Annotated in this window: 10 protein-coding genes and 1 riboswitch; of the genes, 6 read left to right on the top strand and 4 right to left on the bottom strand. The window is 61.9% G+C overall.

All coding sequences use genetic code 11. The features are described 5' to 3' along the window. Positions 1–198 precede the first annotated feature (198 nt). Both gbpA and A9G06_RS05180 read right to left on the bottom strand, forming a co-directional pair. The gene (gbpA, locus tag A9G06_RS05185; RefSeq protein WP_069554484.1) at positions 199–1,620 is read right to left on the bottom strand and encodes an N-acetylglucosamine-binding protein GbpA; all 1,422 of its coding nucleotides are present in this window, start codon (positions 1,618–1,620) and stop codon (positions 199–201) included. Positions 1,621–1,685: 65 nt separating this feature from the next. Then, positions 1,686–1,771, bottom strand: a riboswitch (cyclic di-GMP riboswitch). Positions 1,772–2,035: 264 nt separating this feature from the next. Then, positions 2,036–3,718, bottom strand: coding sequence for a methyl-accepting chemotaxis protein (locus tag A9G06_RS05180; RefSeq protein ID WP_069554483.1), 1,683 nt, complete (start codon positions 3,716–3,718; stop codon positions 2,036–2,038). 276 nt (positions 3,719–3,994) lie between these two features. Between A9G06_RS05180 and A9G06_RS05175 the strand changes: the two genes are divergently transcribed. Further along, entirely contained in the window at positions 3,995–5,860 is a 1,866-nt protein-coding gene (locus A9G06_RS05175; protein ID WP_069554482.1) for a M3 family metallopeptidase, read from the top strand. A gap of 81 nt (positions 5,861–5,941) precedes the next feature. Here the strand turns inward: A9G06_RS05175 and A9G06_RS05170 are convergent, their stop codons facing one another. Continuing rightward, a complete protein-coding gene (locus tag A9G06_RS05170; RefSeq protein WP_043820568.1) occupies positions 5,942–6,178 on the bottom strand; it encodes a hypothetical protein in 237 nt (78 codons plus the stop codon). Between the two features lie 308 nt (positions 6,179–6,486). Between A9G06_RS05170 and A9G06_RS05165 the strand changes: the two genes are divergently transcribed. Next, complete coding sequence (locus A9G06_RS05165) at positions 6,487–7,785, top strand: ferric reductase-like transmembrane domain-containing protein (protein ID WP_069554481.1); 1,299 nt, start codon at positions 6,487–6,489, stop codon at positions 7,783–7,785. 15 nt (positions 7,786–7,800) lie between these two features. On the opposite strand, the gene A9G06_RS05160 is transcribed toward A9G06_RS05165, so the two are convergent. After that, complete coding sequence (locus tag A9G06_RS05160; RefSeq protein WP_069554480.1) at positions 7,801–10,974, bottom strand: S41 family peptidase; 3,174 nt, start codon at positions 10,972–10,974, stop codon at positions 7,801–7,803. 279 nt (positions 10,975–11,253) lie between these two features. On the opposite strand from A9G06_RS05160, the gene A9G06_RS05155 reads away from it, so the two are divergent. The 4 genes from A9G06_RS05155 to A9G06_RS05140 all read left to right on the top strand — a co-directional run bounded on the left by A9G06_RS05155 (position 11,254) and on the right by A9G06_RS05140 (position 14,547). Further along, positions 11,254–11,733, top strand: a complete 480-nt coding sequence (locus A9G06_RS05155; RefSeq protein WP_031227763.1) for a L,D-transpeptidase family protein — start codon at positions 11,254–11,256, stop codon at positions 11,731–11,733. A gap of 120 nt (positions 11,734–11,853) precedes the next feature. Continuing rightward, a complete protein-coding gene (locus A9G06_RS05150) occupies positions 11,854–12,561 on the top strand; it encodes an AzlC family ABC transporter permease (protein ID WP_069554479.1) in 708 nt (235 codons plus the stop codon). Between the two features lies 1 nt (position 12,562). Continuing rightward, complete coding sequence (locus tag A9G06_RS05145; protein WP_069554478.1) at positions 12,563–12,895, top strand: AzlD domain-containing protein; 333 nt, start codon at positions 12,563–12,565, stop codon at positions 12,893–12,895. A gap of 125 nt (positions 12,896–13,020) precedes the next feature. After that, a complete protein-coding gene (locus A9G06_RS05140; RefSeq protein ID WP_069554477.1) occupies positions 13,021–14,547 on the top strand; it encodes a YjjI family glycine radical enzyme in 1,527 nt (508 codons plus the stop codon). Positions 14,548–14,556 lie beyond the last annotated feature (9 nt).

Below are 14,556 nucleotides of genomic sequence, written 5' to 3'. Positions count from 1 at the left end.
CGTCCGGCTCCTGGTGCGAGTGGCCGATATGAGCAATAGAGATGGATCGCGAGCACTGCGCAAGAGTCGTGCAGGCTATCGGGGAGGAGTTATGGGCTGCGAGCCCGCCATCGACGTCCAGATTTGAACGGGGATAGAAGACAAGAAGGGGAGCCAATGGCTCCCCGTTTTATTGGTGGCGTCATGACCCGCTGCGGATCACTTCAGCTCAATCCAGGCTTCTTGCCAGTGGGAGCCGATGCCCGGCTCGTACTGGGTGGCGGTGGTGGTCCACTGCTGGCAGTAGCCGCTGTAGGGGAAGGGCTTGCACTGATAGACCTTGCCATTTTTCGGTTGCTGCACCTTGGTGCCGGCGGCATAGGATTTGAGCGAGTTCGGGAAGACGAAGTCGTATTCGCCGCTGCTCTGCTCCTTGAACATCAGATCCATGGTCTGCTGGATGGTCTCGCCGCCCGCTTTCGGAGTGGCCTTGATCACCAGCTGGTGGTGACCAGCCTTGAGACCTTCCAGCGCCATGGTGAAGGTGTGGCTGCTGTCCCTGATGTCGGCACTGCTTTCACCCTTGGCGACGCCGCCGTGGTCATAGAGGGTGTTGGTGACGGCCAGATCGCCCTGTGCGGTGACGGTGAAATCGAGGGTTGCCTTGCCGTTGTCCAGCACATAGTCGCTGGCCAGACCGCTGACGCTGATGCTGTCCACTACCGGCGGCTGCAGCTGTTGCAGATCAATCTCGACTCGATCCAGTTTGCTGTCTCGATGCAGATAGACGGAGTTCATACCGTAGACCGGATTGAACTGGCCATCGGTCCCTTGCTGACCGGCGCGGATCAGGTTCTGCTCGGCGTTGATCTTGCTGGCGAGGGCGTGGGCCCAGCTGTTCTTCTGGCCCTGCTCGGCGGTGGTGATGGTCAGTACGGTCTGCAGATCGGGGCGCTCGCCGTTGGCATCGAATACCCGGGTCATCGCCTTGTCACCCACTGCGAGGTCGATGGAGGGGTAGATGGTGCCTGCCTGGCTCCACTCCAGCGGCGGCTGGCTGCCATCTTTGAACTTGGCATCGATGATGTTGTAGAAGCTGTTGCTGGTGTCGCCCACTTCCCACACGCCGAGGATCACCTGATAACCGGTGCGATCCGGCAGGACACAGTTGTGGGTCACCTGCTTGGGCGGCTGCACCATGTTGCCGTCGATGACGCAGAAGGGGGTCAGGTCGAACGAGGCGCGGGTGAGCGGCTGGTTGGGGTTCCACTCCTGCTTGGTGAGGTAGTAGCGCCAGTTGCGGGTGACGTGGTTGGCAGTGAAGGTCCAGCTGATGGCGAAGGGACCGGGCTGTACTTCACGCTTGGTCCAGCGGTCGCTGGTCTGGATGTTCAGCTCGCTCCAGCGCGGGCTGCCCGCCGAGGCGATTTGTCCATCTTGCGGGCCGGTTTGCGGGAAGCCGGAAGGGCCCTCCACGCTCTGGGGCTCCCACTGCACGCCGCCACACTGGCTGTTGCCACCGGTTTTGCACAGGTAGTTGCGGCTCTCGGGCTGGCTGATGTAGCCATGCGCCAGGGCGCTGCCGCTGGCAAGCAGGGCCAGCACCGCTGCGATGTGATTGAGTTGGATTTTTGCTGCCATACATTCCTCTGTTCGATAGATGTGGGCAGTCAGTTGGCCGGGGAGGTCCCCGATGCACACTTGCGTGTGGCAACCCCGCTATCCTGGACAAAACGTCTGTAGACCGGAGGCTTTGCGTCCCGACCTTTCGGTCAGTTTGCCAAATGACTAGATAGTTACTGATGGGCCAAATGTTCGGCCATCGGCATTGTGCACTGCATTGATTAATTATTTGAAGTTAAATGTTTAAATTCGCCATTCAATGGCGCAAAAATCAATCTAACTAACTGTTTTCAAATCACTCTCTTAATCCTGAATTGTGCTGAATGTCGTTGAATATGCCGATAAGGTGCATGCTGATTGCGTGTTGTTGGCGTAAAAAAACCTGCCAGCAGAGCTGGCAGGTCGAGTGACAAGGCGACACGGATTGACGCCATCAATGGCGGGCGCGCTGCTCTCCGGAGGGGGGAGATACGGGAGCCATCATCGGTGCAGTGGAGGACTCCTTGCCCAGTTTGAACACTGCAAGCCGCTCATCCAGACTGCGGGAAAGACCAGCCAGCAGCTCGCTCTCCTGCGCCAGTTGCGAGGCGGACTGGGACATCTCCAGCGCCGAGTCGTTGATGCCGCTGACGTTGCGGTTCATATCCTCGGCCACCATGCTCTGCTGCTCGGCGGCGGTAGCGATCTGGGTCGCCATGTCGCTTACATGCTGGATGTGGTTGACGATCAGGGTGAGATCCTGCCCCGCCTGCTGGGACTGGTTGACGCTGCTCTCTGCCAGTTTGCGGCTGGTATCCATGGCGTTGGCGGCGGTGACGGCCCGTTGCTGCAGCTGGGCAATGGTACTCTGGATCTCTTCGGTGGATTGGCGAGTGCGGCTGGCCAGCTGGCGCACCTCGTCGGCCACCACGGCAAAGCCGCGGCCCTGCTCACCGGCACGGGCTGCCTCGATGGCGGCGTTGAGGGCCAGCAGGTTGGTCTGCTCCGAAATGGCGCTGATGACAGCAGTCACTTCGCTGATCTGCATCACCCCCTCCTTGAGCTGGTTGACCTGCTGGGTGGCCTGCTCCACCTCGGTGGCCAGCGCCTTGATGCCGTGCACGCTGGCGTGAACGTCGCGGTTGCCGAGCCCGGCTTCACCGGTCGCTTCCTGGGTATCCCGCGCGGTATTTTCGGCGTGTCCGGCCACATCGGAGATGGTGGCGCTCATCTCGTTCATGGCGGTAGCGAGTTGGGCCAGCTGATCCCGCTGGCTGGTCACCGCCTGATTGGTCTGCTCGGCAGAGGCGGCTATGCGCAGGGCGGCATCTGCCACGTTGCGAGCCCCCTGGCTGGCTTCCAGCAGGGCGTGACGGATGGCATCGAGACTCTGGTTGGTGCAGCGGGCGACCACTCCCAACTCATCCTTGCCCTGTACCGGGATGCTTACCACCAGATCCCCCTTGGCGACTCGTTGCATAGCGTGGTTGATCTGGCTGAGGGGGGAGACGATGGAGTGGGTGATGCGCCAGCCCAGCAGCCCCATCAGCAGGATCACGATGGCGGTGGCGGTCCCCATCTTCATGTACTGGGCCCAGATGGTCTGCTGAATATCTTGCAGCAGCATGCCGGAACCGAGGATCCAGCCCCAGGGCTGATAGCCGGAGACCATGGAGAGCTTGTCGGCGGTTTCGCCCGATGGGCCTGTCCAGACATATTGCAGGGTGCCCTGTTTGCCCCCTTTGGCGATATCCACCATCTGATACCAGAACTGCCCGGTGGTGGCGGCACCCCCTTCACCCATCTTCTGGCCGACCAGTTCGGGGCGGATGGGGTGAACCACCATGGTGCGGTTCTCGTCGATGACGAACAAATAGTTGTTGCCATCAAAGCGGGTGTTGGTCAGCAGCTTGCGCGCCTCCTGCTGGGCCTGCTCTGCTGGCAGGGTGCTGGCCAGAAACTGGATCTGGCTCATGGCCTGCCCCAGTACCGCATTGAGCCGCGCCTCTCGCTCGCTCATCAGATTGCGCTGGAGCGCGTTGGCCGAGATAAGCAGCAGCGAGACAAAACCGACAAACGCCAGTGCGAGCAGCAAAATCAATTTGCGGCTCACGGTAATATCACCGAGCTTGAACATGACTAAACCCTCATTTCCCTGTTGATTTTATGTGGCTCTGTACTGCGGCAGCCAGTTCGTAAGAGTTAACAACTCATTTACTTTCAGTCTCTTGCCGAGCTTTCTCAAATGAGCGTTTTAACATCAGTATAGTCAGCAGACAGCAACCCCCACTTTTTGGTAGCGTGTTCAGGCGCATCCCTGCGCAATTTTTGCCAAAGAGTGTGAATCATTTGGCATTTCACTAAAAAAAGGAGTGGGCCCCGCTGCGGGTGACCCCATAAAAAGAGGGAATTTATGAGTTCCATTGCCAGGAATTACTTCAACCAGCTCAACGCCGACTACCTGCAGGTGCACAGGCGCAAGGAGGATCTCTTCTGGTCCACCTATATGGGCACCAGCGATGATCAGGCCGGTTTCACCGCGGCCGAGCAGGCCTACAAGGCCTTTTGTGCCAATCCGGCCCGTCTGCCCGAATTGCGGGAGATGCTGGTGCAGGCCGACGAGGATGATCTCAAGCGCGGTCTGCAAGGCTGGAGCGCCTTCTTCGATTGCAATGTGATTGAAGATCCCGCTGCGGCCGCCCTGATGGATGAGCTGGTGGCTGCCGAGGCTGAGCTGTTCGCCCGCCGCAAGGGGCTGAAACTGACCCTGCTGGATGAGCAGGGTCAGCAGGTCGCAGGCAGCCTGCCCGCCGCCAGCACCTCCCTTGCCGCCAGCCCTAACGAGGCGGTGCGCCAGAGCGCGCTCGCCATGTTCCACACCCTGGAGCAGTGGGTGGTCGGCAACGGTTTTCTCGAGGTGGTGGCGATCCGCAACCGCTTTGCCCGCGCCATGGGTTATCGCGACTACTTCGACTACAAGGTGCGCAAGAACGAGCAGATGAGCCCGGAGCAGCTGTTCGCCATCCTTGATGACTTTATTGCCCGCACCGATGCCCGCTTGCACCAGAGTCTGGTCGAGCTGAAGGCCGCCAAGGGCGAGGCGGCCCTGCTGCCTCACAACCTGCGTTACAGCGTGAGCGGCGACGTCACCCGCCAGCTCGACCCCTATGTGCCCTTCTCGCGGGCGCTGCGGGACTGGGTCGAGAGCTTCCGCCGGCTCGGCATCCAGTATCGCGGTGCGACCCTTACCCTGGACTTGCTGACTAGGGAGGGGAAATACGAGAACGGCTTCTGCCACGGCCCGGTACCGAGCTTCTTCCAGCAGGGTGAGTGGATACCTGCGGTGGTCAACTTCACCAGCCTGGCCGATCCGGCGCAGGTGGGCAGCGGCTGGAGTGGCCTCAACACACTGTTCCACGAGGGGGGCCACGCCGCGCACTTTGCCAATGTCACCGGCAACGCGCCCTGCTTCTCACAGGAGTTTCCGCCTACCTCCATGGCTTATGCCGAGACCCAGTCAATGTTCTGCGACAGCCTGCTGGACGATGCCGACTGGCTCAAACGCTACGCCAGAAATGCGGCGGGAGAGGCTGTTCCCGACGCCCTCATCAAGGAGATGATTGAAGCGCGTCAGCCGTTTCGCGCTTTTAACGAGCGCCAGATCGCGTTGGTGGCCTACTTCGAGCGGGATCTCTATGCCATGGATGAGAGCGAGCGCACTCCCGAGGCTGTGCTGGCACTGGCCCGCAAGTGGGAGCGCAAGATCCTCGGGGTCGAGAGCCCGCGCCCGCTGCTGGCCATTCCGCACCTCCTTAATCAGGAGTCGGCCTGCGCCTATCACGGCTACCTGCTGGCGCTGATGGCGGTGGAGCAGACCCGCGCCTTTTTCCTCAAGCGTGATGGCTACCTCACCGACAACCCGCGCATCGGGCCGGATCTGGCTGCCCACTACTGGGGGCCGGGTAACGGCATGACTCACGATGAGACCCTGCGCAGCCTGACCGGCGAGGGGTTTAGCGCAGTGCCGCTGGCCGAGGCATGCAACCTGAGCGCCGCCGAGGCGTGGCAACAGGCTCAGGCCTGCATGGCTGCCGCGCAGCAGCGCCCCGCAGCGGGTGAGGGAGGCCCGCTCGATGCCCATATCCGGGTGGTCCACGGCGCCGAGCTTATCGCCGACAACAGCGAGTCTGAGGCGCGCATGCTGGCCGATTTCGAGGCGTGGATTACCCGGTGCTACTTTGCTGGAGATGTCAGAGAGGAGCTGAGCTGCGTGCAGTAAGTGACGTGATGAAGGCAGGCTTGATATGAATAGGCTATTGGCAGGAGGGGCGACCTTCCTGCCATTCTTTTTTTTCATTATTCACGATTCATCAATAACTTTATTTCCGCAATTTTCACAGATGGCGTGGCGTTCAAAGCGATCCATGTTGGCCAGAAAGGGGCCGGCGGCCCAGCCGGTAATGAAGTCTTTGATAAATGCTGTGCGCTTTTGTTCCGGTGTCGGCTGTTTGCCAAAGGATTTGTCGACCAGCACTACGACATGGTTGGTCTCGCGCTGACAACTGGGGCAGACGCGTTGTTCGGTGGATGAAAGCAAGGGGGATCTCCTTGTCCGGAAGAGTGGGCAGCAGGTTTTCCGCCGCAGATATATAACGTCCTCATTTGATTCCTTTTTCTGGCAGGTCGTCAATCACAGCGGAGGCGAATTGTGCGCCATCTCCTGTGAAAAGGGGCGAGCCAACAAGGGTGATCATGAGGGGCCAGTCGGCCCCTCTTTTGTTTCCGTTTGTCACACATTGCCACACAAGCTTCCCCCTCTGGCAAAGTCTTGTGACCAGACAGGTGTGCAATGGTGCCATCAGCAGGGAGATGAGGCCCTGCCGCGATGGAACCAGGGAGCATGTTATGACGAACAAATGGATGTGGTGGCTGTTGCCACTGTTGGCGGTCGGAGTCTGGTGGCTGGGTTATGCGGGGGACGCCAACGGGGTGTGGACCTGGCGCCATGAGATGTTGTTACTGACCGGCCTGCTGGGGATGACCTATATGGCTATTTCGTTGTTGCTGGCATTGCGCCTGCCGCAGTTGGAGGTGTGGTGTGGCGGTCTGGACCGGATGTTGCGATTGCACCGCCAGACGGCCGTTGGCGGCGCATTGGTGCTGACTGCCCACTGGCTGCTGGTGGAGGCGCCCAAGTGGGCGGTCTCTGCAGGCAGGCTGAGTCGTCCCGCCCGGCGTGGGGCCAGCGCTGCCGAAGTGGGTGCTGGTGCAGGCAATGGCATCTCGCTCCATGCCCTTGGCAATACCCTGGGTGAGTGGAGTTTCTATCTGCTGATCGCGCTGGTGGTGCTGAGTTTGCTGGCACTGGTGAGTTATGGCCGTTTTCGACTGATCCACCGGCTGGCCCCGCTCATCTATCTGGCGGGCTGGTGTCACGGGCTCTGCCTGCTGCCTCAGATTGGGACCATGACCCCGGTGGGGGTATCGATCTGGTTTGTCGGTGGGCTGGGAGCTATCGGGGCCCTCTACTCCCTGCTGGGACAAGTGGGAGCGCGGGAGCGCCATCCCGGCTGGGTCGTTGCGGTGCGGGCGCTGGCGGATCACACCTGCGAGCTGACCATGCAGCTGGAGCGGCCGCTCGCCCATTACCGCCCGGGTCAGTTTGCCTTCTTCGAATTTGATGCCAAGGAGGGGTCACACCCCTTTACCCTGGTGCGGGTGTCGGCGGATCGGCGCCAGCTGGTGATCGCGGTGCGGGCGCTCGGGGATCATACCCGTCAGCTGGTGGCAGAGGCGCGCGTCGGGGATGGGGTGGTGGTGACCGGGCCCTATGGCGCCTTTGTCGCCCCGCAGGGAGGAGGGCGAGCCCTCTGGCTGGGTGCCGGGATCGGCATCACCCCGTTTGTCGCCTGGCTGGAGGGGCTGGCTGCCCGTGGGGAGCACGGCGAGGGGATCACCCTGATCCAGTGCGCGCCGGATCTGGCGGGGGCTGTCTACCACCAGCGGTTGGCCGAGCTCTGTCATCGCACCGGTGTGCGCTATCAGCTGCATCTGGACAAGGCGGCCGGGCGACTGGATATGGCCCGCATCGCGCAAGATGCGCCCGAGCAGGTGTGGTTTTGCGGGCCGGAGGGGATGGCAGATGCCCTGGCCCGGCTGTTGCCGGACGGGCATCTGCATCGCGAGCTGTTTCGCTTTCGCTGAGCTCGATGGGTGCTGTTACTTGGCGCTCGCAGGCAGTTGCTTGAGGGCGGCTTGTACCGCCGCCTCCAGCTGCGGGTCGCGTCCGGCCACCATATCGGCGGGGGTTAGCGGCACCTGCAGGTCCGGGATCAGCTCCTGATTTTCGTAGAAGGTGCCGTCCGGCTTGCGCAGCCCCAGTGTCGGAATGCCGTAGGCGAGCCCCGGAAATAGTCTGGAGTCGTGGGCGTAGACCATGGTGCCGGTGCCGGGTACAGGGTCGCCGACGATGGGGCCGACCTTGAGGGTGCGGTAGTACTCGGGGAAGGCGGAGCCTTCCGAGTAGCTGGCGGCGTTCACCAGCACAACCGAAGGCTTGGTCCACTGGCGAGTGGCTGCGTCGGTTTCACCCTTGCCCTGACGGGGCCAACTGCTGGCCATCCCCTTGGTGCTGCCGCTGCCGGTCAGAAACTCCACCAGGGTATTGGCGAGATAGCCGCCGCTGTTGAAGCGGACATCGACGATCAGCGCCTCGCGATTGCGCTGCCTGCCGAGGGCATCCGCCACCACCGCATCGTAGACCTCGCTGTTCATTGCCGGCAGATAGACGTAGCCGACCCGTCCTCCGCTCAGGCTGGCCACCAGCTCCCGCCGTTTCTCAATCCAGCGATCCTGTTGCAGCTGGTACTCCTGCTGCTTGTCGATGGCGGTGAGCACCACCTCGTCAGTTTGCTTGTTGCCCTCTTGCTGGAAGGTGAGGGCGAGCCGGGCACCGGCCTGATGGTTAAGGGCCTGATCCAGCTCGGCCAGATTGGCAATCGGGAGGCCGTTGATGGCGAGCAGACGGGAGCCCGGAACAATGTCGCTCTCCTGGTCCAGCGGGCCGCCAGAGAGCATGGCGGTGAGCATCACCCCCTGCTCGCCATCCTGCCAGTAGCCGCCCAGGCTGGCGGTCTCGTCCGCCATGCGCGGGAAGGGGGCGGGGCCGCTGCCCCAGGTGTGGGAGACATTGAGCTCGCCAGCCAGCTCCGCCAGCAGGTTGCCAAAGTCCCGCGGGTTGCCGATGCCTGGCAGCAGGCGGCGGTAAGCGGCGACATAGCTATCCCAGTTCACCCCGTTCATATCGTCCAGATAGAACTCGTCCCGGGTGAGCCGGGCGATCTGATCGAAGGCGGCGGTCATGCGTTCCTGCCAGCGGCTGGTGGGTTGCAAGGCGAAGGGGGCGCTGGTGGCCTCGCCGGAGTCGAGGTGGATCCGGGTGATCTCCCCATCCCGCACCAGGGTAGCCAGGGTGCCCTGCTGGTTGAGGCTTGCCAGCGCTGGGCCGGGCTGCTCGCCAAACAGTTCGCTGGTTTTGCCTTTGCGCAGATCCTGGCTGTAGCCCTTGATCTCGCTCTCGCTCTCGCTGTTGACCCCCATCTCCTCCACCAGATAGATCAGCTGGTCGCCGATGATGCGGCTGGCGAGCAGGGTGCCGGTGGGTTGCAACAGCAGCGCTTCCCGATGGTTGAGGCGATCGCTTTCAAAGCCGTATCCCCCTTTCGGCGGCTCCAGTTCGGCCATCGCATCGGCTCTGGCGGCGCGGCTGCTGTAAATGCCGAGCAGGTTGGTGACGAGGGGCTCGCCATCGGGCCCCAGTGCGCCAAACCGGGTCGATTGCCAGTAGAGGATGGCGCCATCCTGACTCCAGCCCGGTTGCCCATCCTGATAGCCGTTGAGGCTGACATTGACCGGTTTGGCCTTGGGATTGGCCGTATCGATCACCGCGATCTCCTGCTCTGCCGCATCGGGGCGGAAAGTGAGCGCCAGATGGCGGGAGTCGGGGGCAAAGGCGAGATGCACCTCGTGGCGCGACGGGTTGAAGCTGGCAGGCACCAGCTCCCGCTGCTTGTTGCTCGCCAGATCCAGCAGGTGGATGGCCTGGCCATCCACCACGAAGGCGAGTTGCTTGCCGTCGGGGGATAGCACCGGACGGCTGATCCCCTTGTCGGGAATGGTCAGCAGCAGACTCTCGGTCAGAGTGCCGGGATCGCTGAACAGCAGATCCGGATCTCCCTTGCGCAGGCGATAGAGGGCGGCGTGCCCCTGCTGCTCCGACAGATAGATGAGGGCGCGTCCCTGCTCGGCAAAGAGGGGGCTGGATTGCTCGCTCGGATCTCGGGTCAGCTGGCGCACCCGATCCCGCTCGGGGTCAACGGCAAACAGGTTGCCCTCGCTCACCAGGATCAGCTCGTCCGCTTCTTCGCTGATCAGCGCCTCGTCTGCCAGGGTCAGGGCCTCGCTCGCCTCATCCGGCTCGCTAGCCACTTGCGGGCTGAGGGTCAGCTTGCGTGGCTTGCTGCTACCGGCATCGAGGCGATAGAGTTCACCCAGCCATGACCAGACCAGATCGCCATTGCGAGAGGCGCTGAGCCCCCGCACCGGATGGCCCTGATAGTGGGTCAGCTGTTGCTCCTTGCCGCTGGCGAGATCCCGGCGCCAGACGTTGAAATCGCCGCTGCGCTCGCTCAGGTAAAAGAGGGTATCCCCCTTGTCACTCCAGACCGGATCGGTGGCCGCCACCCGATCTTCGGTCAGCTGCTTGTGCTGCTTGCCATCAAACAGCCAGAGACGGGGCACCGCGAACGAGTGCTGATGCTTGCGAAAGGGTTGATCCGCCGCGGGCATCTGGTAGACGAGCCGCTCTCCGTGGGGACGGGCCAGGGTCGCAGGCAGCGGCAGAGCGGCCTGCAAGGTGCCGCCGCTGATCGGGGTCCAGTAGAGCTCGCCCCATTGGTAGCCTTCTGCGACAAAATGGTCGGCAGCGGGCGCCCCCAGGCGCTGGCTGCTCAGCAGCAGTCGTTTGCCATCGGTGCTGAAGGCTTGCGGCAGATCGGTGCGTGAATCGCGGGTGAGGCGCACCATCTCGCCGCCGCTGGCGGGTACCACGAACACATCCTCGTTGCCGTAGAGATTGGCGGCAAAGGCGAGCTGTTTGCCATCCGGCGACCAGATTGGCCGCTGGCTCAGGTAGTCGCTGCCGGTGAGCGCCGTGGCTGGGCCACCCTCGGCACTGGCGACAAAAATGCGCCCCTGCCAGGTGAAGGCAAGCTGCTTGCCATCGGGGGAGAGGGCTGGCTCGCGCAGCCAGAGTGCATCGGCGGCGACACTGGCGGGCAGCCAGAGCAGAAGTGGCGAGAACAGCAGGGTGGCGAGGCGGCACGAAGAGCGCATGGCATGATCCTGTCGGGGAATGGAGTGTTATCTTCGCCGATCATTGCCCCGGGTGCCAGCGCGATAATTTTTTGTATCTTGTTGTTTTAACTGTTAATTGCCAATGCAAAATGACAGCGTTCAAGGAAGATGGCCTTGCTGCGGCAAGATATGTTTTGCCGGGCATATTGAGTATTGATGGCGATCCAATATCATGGCGCTCGCTCGCCGCTCGGCGGGCATCGTTCAGATGATCTGGTAACAAGAAAAGCCCGCACCAGAGGCTTGTCGAGGGATGGAATGAGAGCCGTATTACTGTGTTTGTTGGGGCTTTGGCCCGCATTGAGTTTTGCCTTGACCGAAAAAGCCGATTTGGTGGTGGTCAAGAAGTCGACCTATAGCCTGACCCTGATGAAGGATGGCAAGGAACTGAAGCGCTACTGGATTGCTCTGGGCCCGGCGCCCAAGGGGCACAAGCAGCAGGAAGGGGATCAGCGTACGCCAGAAGGGCGCTACACCCTCGACTACAAGAAGACCAATTCCGGTTACTACAAAGCCATCCATATCAACTATCCGAACCTGGATGACATCAAGCGCGCCAATGAGCTGGGTGTTCGTCCGGGTGGCATGATCATGATCCACGGCCAGCGCAACAGCATTGGCAACCGCAGGGTTCAGCCCTCCAACTGGACCAACGGCTGCATCGCCATGCTCAATCACGAGCTGGATGAGGTGTGGGACGCCGTTGACCCGGGTACGCCCATCGTCATCGAGCCCTGATCCCCTTGTGCACGCCCGCGACTCCGCGGGCGTTTTATTTCCCGCCAGTGATGACGTGACAGCGCTTGCTGTCCCGTGCTAGTTTTTTCGGCTCGCTTTGGCTGTGACAAGGAAGATCACATGATGTCAGTAACGAGCGTGCCCGAGCGAACGGGGATGCTCTGGTGGCGTGCCACACTGGATATGCTCCCGCTCTCCATTTCTGTGATCCCCTGGGGGATCCTGTGTGGCGCTTTGGCGTTGCAGGCTGGGCTGAGTCCGCTTCAGGCTCAGCTGATGTCGTTGCTGGTCTACGCCGGAGCAGCCCAGCTCTCGGCCACGACCCTGTTCGGGGCGGGCACACCCCTGCTGCCCATCATGGGCTCCACCATGGTGATCACTTCCCAGCATCTGCTATACGGCTTCACCTTCCGCCGTGACGTATTGCCGCTCTCCCTGCGCTGGCGGGCCAGCCTTGCTTTTTTCCTGACTGATGAGATGTTCGCTGTGGCGCTGAAAGACCGGGAGCGCTGCGGCCACTTTGATCCGGCCTACGCGCTCATCGCGGGATTCGTCTTCTATCTGTTCTGGAATCTGGCGACCCTGCTCGGCATCGCGGCCGGCCAGTACATCGATGGACTGGACAGCATGGGGCTGGATTTTGCCATCGCGGCCACCTTCATCGCCATGACCATTCCCGCCATGAAAAACTTGCCCATGGTGGCGGCCACTCTGGTGAGCGGCGGCACAGCGTTGCTTACCAAGCCGCTGCTGGCGGAGATCCACATCATCGTCTCGGCTCTGGCTGGCATGGTGGTGGGCTATGTGCTGCACCGGATGAGGAGGTAGCGTGAGCTGGCTGATGATTGGCCTGCTGGCCCTGATCACCTTTTTCAACCGCTTCGCCTTCTTTTCTCGGTTGACCCGATATCAGCCGGGTGCCGAGATGGGGGCGTTTCTCGGCTTCTCGGCCCAGTCGGTGCTGACTGCAATCTGGTTGCCCATCGTCTTTAGCTACGAGCCGGGGATAGGTCTTGACTGGGATCCTGACTACCTGACTGCCACCCTGTGGGTGATGCTCTTGACCCTGTTGCGGCTGCCGACTCTGGTTGTGGTGGTGGGCGGAATGGGGGGCTTCTTCCTGCTGCGCTGGCTGGGAGGCGTAGCCGAGCTCTTGCCTTGATGAAGCGCGAGTCGTGATCTTGTGTAATGGATGTCATTATTCGACATCCGTCATGTCATGAATGTCACTTCAAAAAAAGCCTGCAAATGGTGAGGATATGGGCTCTGTCCGTGAAGGAGTGTCCCATGTCTTTGATCGAAACCTGTCAGCGCATCGTGCGCGATCCCCATCTCTCCGCCGCCCAGAAGAGCCACGCACTGGCGCTGGCCGCCGAGAATGCGTTGCCCTACCCCGACCTGCCTGCCGCAGTCGCCGAGGCGATGGAGCAGGGATTTATCTGCGACATGTTCGAAGGGCACGCCCCCTACAAGCCGCGTTATGTGCTGCCGGACTATGAAAAATTTCTGACTCAGGGCTCTGCCTGGCTGGAGCTGGCGGCGCCGCAGGATTTCGACGAGGCGCTCAACGCCCTGCGCATCCTCTATCACCATGTCCCCTCCGTCACCGGCATGCCGGTCTGGCTGGGGCGGCTCGACCATATGTTGTTGCCGTTTATCGGCGAACTGGATGACGAGACCCTCTATCGCAAGCTGAAGGGGTTCTGGGTCTATCTGGACAGGGTGCTGCCGGACGCCTTCATGCACGTCAACATCGGGCCGGATGACAACCGCATCTGCCGCCTGATCCTGCGCATCGACAACGAGCTCAAGCAGGTGGCGCCGAACCTCACCTTCTTCCACGATCCCGAGCAGACCCCGGACAGCATGCTGTTGCAGGCGGTGAAGAACATCGCCGAGTGCAGCAAGCCGCACATTGCCAACTACCCGATCCACCGCGACACCTTCGACGCCCGCGGCTTTGGCATCGTCAGCTGCTACAACGCCCTGCCGCAGGCCGGTGGCGCCAATACCCTGGTGCGCATCTCCCTCAAGCGGGTCGCCGAGCAGTGTCAGGGGATCGATGACTTCCTCGGTTGCCTGCTGCCCCACTACTGCCGCTTGGCCTCCCAGCTGATCGAAGCGCGGGCTGCTTTCCTCCATGATGAGTCCGGTTTCTTCGACAGCTTCCTGGTCAAGGAGGGGCTGCTGGATGAGGATCGCTTCGTCCCCATGTTCGGCATCTTCGGCATGGCGGAGGCGGTCAATATCCTGATGGATAAAGAGAATCTGCCGGATCGCTACGGCCATGGCGAGGAGGCTAACCAGCTTGGCTATCGCATCTCGGCCCAGCTTTCCGCCTTTGTGACCAGCACCCCGCAGACCCACGCCTGGGGTGGTCGCGCGCTGCTGCACTCACAGGGTGGCCTCAGCATCGATGTGGCTGTCACCCCCGGGGTGCGCATCCCCTACGGGCAGGAACCGGATCCCGCCAGCCATGTGCTGGCGCTGGCGCCGCACCACACTTATTACCACTCGGGGATCAGCGAGATCCTCACCCTGGATCCCACCATTCGCCAGAACCCGCAGGCACTGCTGCAGCTCTGCAAAGGGGCGCTCGCCATCGGTATGCGCGAGTTCACCGCCAACGTAGCCGACAGCGATCTGGTGCGGGTGACCGGCTACATGATCCGCAAGAGCGACGTGGCTCGCTTCGCAGAGGAGGGATCGCGCTTGCAGACCACCTGTCTCGGTGCCGAGGCGAGTGAAGTGACCGCCATTCGTCAGCGTGCACCGCGAGTGGTCGCCCACGAATCGACCATCGGCGAGTATTGAGTTCGCACC

The sequence above is a fragment of the Aeromonas sp. DNP9 genome, assembly GCF_001728955.1.
Taxonomy (GTDB): Bacteria; Pseudomonadota; Gammaproteobacteria; order Enterobacterales; family Aeromonadaceae; genus Aeromonas; species Aeromonas veronii.
Note: the sequence above shows the minus strand (reverse complement) of the source record. Positions and strands in the feature narration are given on the sequence as shown.